The organism is Robertmurraya sp. DFI.2.37 (assembly GCF_029211245.1).
Lineage (GTDB): Bacteria > Bacillota > Bacilli > Bacillales > Cytobacillaceae > Robertmurraya > Robertmurraya methanolica_A.
Genome location: NZ_JARGEJ010000108.1, coordinates 1 through 4,599, shown reverse-complemented (window position 1 = coordinate 4,599; position 4,599 = coordinate 1). Strand labels below are relative to the sequence as shown.

4 protein-coding genes and 2 pseudogenes are annotated in these 4,599 nt (G+C 34.4%); 1 reads left to right on the top strand and 5 read right to left on the bottom strand.

The genetic code is table 11. The annotated features are described in order from the left end of the window. Positions 1 to 81: IS3 family transposase (locus tag PZE06_RS25370; protein WP_275792083.1), on the top strand; the 81-nt coding region annotated here is incomplete at its 5' end. 253 nt (positions 82 to 334) lie between these two features. On the opposite strand, the gene PZE06_RS25365 is transcribed toward PZE06_RS25370, so the two are convergent. From PZE06_RS25365 to PZE06_RS25345, 5 genes and pseudogenes are all read right to left on the bottom strand, one after another. Then, positions 335 to 1,396, bottom strand: a complete 1,062-nt coding sequence (locus PZE06_RS25365) for a saccharopine dehydrogenase NADP-binding domain-containing protein (protein ID WP_150917777.1) — start codon at positions 1,394 to 1,396, stop codon at positions 335 to 337. Positions 1,397 to 1,872: 476 nt separating this feature from the next. Further along, positions 1,873 to 2,451, bottom strand: coding sequence for a hypothetical protein (locus tag PZE06_RS25360; protein WP_150917774.1), 579 nt, complete (start codon positions 2,449 to 2,451; stop codon positions 1,873 to 1,875). Positions 2,452 to 2,671: 220 nt separating this feature from the next. Then, complete coding sequence (locus PZE06_RS25355) at positions 2,672 to 3,280, bottom strand: class I SAM-dependent methyltransferase (RefSeq protein WP_191963602.1); 609 nt, start codon at positions 3,278 to 3,280, stop codon at positions 2,672 to 2,674. Between the two features lie 259 nt (positions 3,281 to 3,539). Then, positions 3,540 to 4,352 (bottom strand): annotated as a pseudogene (locus PZE06_RS25350) (type I restriction enzyme subunit R domain-containing protein); the annotation flags it as partial. Between the two features lie 165 nt (positions 4,353 to 4,517). Next, a pseudogene (locus PZE06_RS25345) lies at positions 4,518 to 4,599 on the bottom strand (ATP-binding protein); the annotation flags it as partial.

Genomic DNA, 4,599 nt, shown 5'->3' with positions numbered 1-4,599 from the left:
TACTATAACAACTATCGATATCAGTGGGACTTAAAAAAGATGACCCCTATTCAATATAGGAATCATCTTCTAGTTGCTTAATCTCTTTTTTTATTGTGTCCTTGACATAGGTGCCAGTTTAAGCAAACGCCCGGTCTTTTTCTTTAGGTATCTCCTTATGTGTCATATATTTACATATTTAACAAATCCTATTATTGTTTTTCAGCTTCACTATTACTAGCAAGCCCCATTCAGATACTCAGTATCATTTAGAAAAATCATTCATTAAAAATTAATTTAACTTTCATATAAAGATGAAAAGAGTGATCAAAATTTACGATTGCAATAAAAATTTTTATTGATTAACTTCCTTTATTTGAATATCTGGGCAATTTATGACAGACAGTATTTCTTCTAAACTTGTTAGTTCAAAAGGACAAATGATCCCTTTCACTTCATTTCCCAGGGCAATTTTTGCTAACGAAGCAGTCATCATCGCCGTTGTTTGATAATCAGAGAAAGTAGATAAAGACAATATTCTTACCCTTTCCTTGTTATCAACCACTCCCTTTACTTCTACAGTAAGAAAAGCATTTTCATTCCTATTAGGATTATGCCTTACGACCCTAGAAAGAAAATTATTATTCACTTTATTAATCATTTCCATAAAACCCATTTTTCTTATCATAGAAACCAGCTTATTAAAGGCATTAACATTCCAAGAAGTCCAATAATTTATCGGGGCAGCTGTTAATTTTCCTCTTAACAATAGCTTTTCTGAATGGTCTATTAACCTGACCTCTTTTTCTCTAAAATGATTGAGAAAATACATTCTTCTTTTTTTTGTAAAGCCAGATACAGTTTTATTTTGAAAGGAAACTGGTTGGTCTATTATCTTTAACATATCTAAAATTCCAGATATTCCTGCTTTCGCATTCGTACTTTGTAATAAACCAACGTTTATCTCTGTTATCTCTTGGAAATCCGAAATAGCTTCCTTAATCATTAAGCCTGATAAACCAGGAAAAAATCCAGACATTATTACGGAACCTATCTTATTATTTTCTGCATGTTGATTTAGCTCATATACTTTCTCAGCAAAATCATAAAACGGTGTAACATCTATACATAATATTTTATTCTCAATACACCTTTTTTGAATGTGCGGATTTCTCTGTTTTACTGCTACGACTACAATATCTACATTCTTTATAACTTGTTTTATATTTTCTTCATTATCAACATCTAAACATTGAAACTGAACGTCACTGTTAAAAAAAGCTGCTAACTTTTTACCTCTTTCATTTTTATAATCCGTTACTATTAATTTTATTTGCTTTTCAAATACTCTCAGTAACTCCATGCAAACTAACTTACCAAGAACACCAGATGCTCCAACAACCATTATTTTTTTCATGATTTAAACCTCTCTCTATTAAACCTTTCCTAAATTTTAACATGTACTCTTTGAATTTCATGTAAAAAACTTTCGTACTAATCTGGAATTTAACAATTTTCCTTTCATCTTAAATTTAACTTTTTTAACACATTGCTCTAATTCATACTATAGTGTTAATCACAAAGGATATTAGTAAGGCAACGGGATAGCCCCCTACTCTTACTACATTGATGGCGACAAGAACTTAGGTAACAATACTTCATCAAAAGGAGTTATAAAAGTGTAAATGATAAGGAAACAATAGATGACTCTGAGGATGAAGCTATTCGAAAGTCAATGAATAGGGAGGATGATTCGCAAGCATGAAGAGGATTTGCGCCCGATGAGCCTGTGATAAAAGGACAACGGGCAGCGGTTCTTGATAGACCTGACTGGTTAGATGAATGATTAAATCTTTTATTCATTTGTTATCGTAAACACTAAAAAACAATATTTCAGGGAGTTAGAATGAAACGAGGATTAGAACCAAATAATTTATCTGCAACGATATTTCCTTTGTCATCAAAACCCCTTAAAGTCCAAGTATTCTCAGAGTAACCACTGGTTAAAAAAAAGGCATAATTCCCTTTAACTTCTTTTATATGATAACGATCAGGAAATTGTTTTATCATTTCTAACGTTATCCGATCGTTTAATGGATCAGCTTCTTCGAGATGATTTCCTAATGAGAAGTATTTAATCTTTGACCCGGGCGGAATTCGGACTCCTACCATAAACTCATCATTGGTACCTCCATATCCTGCTGCTTTAAATGGCATATCGTACATTAACTTATTTGAATCGGATCCTCCATTGTACCAATATAGTGGCCCCAATTTTTTTACATCAGCTATCCCGAAAGTATCATTCACGTTATCGACATATAATAGACCCAGCCCATCATTTGTTTTATAAGTCTCTATAATCTCCGTTTTCCCTGGAAGAACACTGTTAGGCGTGAAATTTATTCCTAACAGGAGTAACCCCCCAAGTAAAATAATTAAAGTTGAAAACATAATGATTGAGAACTTCATTTTAATCCTCCTCAAGTTCATTCCGTTATAAGGAAGAACTGTAAATTGATTTTTACCTTTATCATTTTTAAATGGGACTTATAGCAATAATTAAAAAGTAGCATCATTTTCTATCAAGAGGAAGTATACTTGTTACTGTTTCGACCTTCTTTCCACTTGTTAGATGAGTGTATAAGAATCCACTTTTTTGCGCTGTAAAAACTATCATTCTAAAGCATTTTTAATTCTCCATCTCTTGATCCCAAATAAGAAGATAGCGGTAATAGAATTGACGCTGAATCTTTGCATTAGGTAGAACCTCACACGTGACCTGACGAATTTCACTCAACGATTCTTTGGGAGAGGCAATCTTTACGCCTACATCTTTTACCCCTCCATGTAGCCGATCCATCAAACGAATCGGGATTACAAGCAACCCCGAAATAAGAAAATCTAAAATTGATTTGTTAGCTGATAATCCTACGATGAGCACTCTCCCTCCTGGAGCGAGAAATTTGCGCATCTTTAACAAAGCCGTTCGCAGCTCCATATGGTGCAAAGTAGCTACGCAAGTTATTGTATCAAAGCGTTCATCTTGATCTGGGACTGGCAGAGTAAGAAAATCTTTATTGATGAGTGTCACATTTGAAGTCTGCCCAAGCCGTTTCTGGGCTCGCGTCATTGCTTCTTCATCAGGATCAATACCTACAACATGTGTAGCAAAAGGCATAAGCCGTTGGATAAGGAGTCCCTCACCACATCCAATATCAAGCACTCGCCCACCGCGTTTTTTTACATCGGCAACTAACAAATCATGAAAAGCAACATTATGATTCCAATAACTGTCCATTTTCCACCACTCCTTAAACTCCGAAATCATCACGGTCACTTTCTATAAACCTATATTCTTGTATACCTATTTTACTAAAGTAAGGAGGTTGATTGACTCAAAAGTGTAAAATCTTATCAAGCAAAAACGGTCAACTTTTAGTGCTTACAAGTCCATAAATTTTTCGGGAGCGGTGTGGATTCACTTTTTGGCCGATAATATTAACGAAGATACGATTAAAGACGGAATCCCTTTTAAAAGAGGCTCCGTCTCTTTCTTAGTTGTACCATTTACCAAAGTTACGTAATGTCACTCTGAATTCATATTGGGTATCTTCTGGTAAGTCTTCATAACGCTGAATGACAGTCTTGAATAAACTAGATATGCGACCTAATAAACGCTCATCTTGCTTCTTTTGTGCTTGCTTCACTAGTTTCATAACTTGTGCAATATCATCGTCATTATACAATGCAAATTTACGTAGCTTACTCTGCGTATCATAAATTAAATTCAAGTTCACTTCTTCTTTTAATGTCGTTACCTCATAGAATGGTTGAAATGCTTCTAGTATCTCTTCTTCTGTGTTCACAAAGTCTAAGATAAACGTATCTTTCTTTCCTTGCATTGTTCGATTTAAACGAGATAATGTCTGTACTGCCTTTACACCACGTAATTTTTTATCGACAAACATCGTATGAAGTAACGGCTCATCAAAACCTGTTTGATATTTCTCCGCAACAATTAATAAATTAAAGTCATCACCATGAAATGTTTCTTTTAATTGATTTTCTTTAACTCGTTCCCCATCCTTGGTAACGTTCATACTTGGTTCTGTGTATTCATTGCCATCATCTGTAACAGAACCTGAAAAAGCAACAAGAACATCAAGATCTGTATAACCCTTTTCTTTAATATAAGCTTTAAATTCCTTCATATATCGAACAGCATGGAGACGTGAAGGTGTAACAATCATTGCTTTTGCTCTACCACCGATGGCCTTTTTTGTCACTTCTCTAAACTGCTCAACCATTACTTCTGTTTTCTGTCGTAATACCCAAGGGTGGAAGGATTGATACCGTGCGATTAGCTGTAAGATAAAGATCGAAATAAGCATTATGAACAGAGTCATCAGATTTACTATAGCTGTTTTGATTAATACATAATCACTTTGACCAATGGCTTGTAAAGCATATTTATAAACATTATGTAAGGGATGTAGACGTCAAGTCGAATTTTACACTTTTTGCTCGTTTCCTTTTTACACTTCTGTTGAAAAAATACTTTTCCTGTTTTTCATCCGATGACTTTCCTCATCCTCTCCACCATGTATGACTTCCACA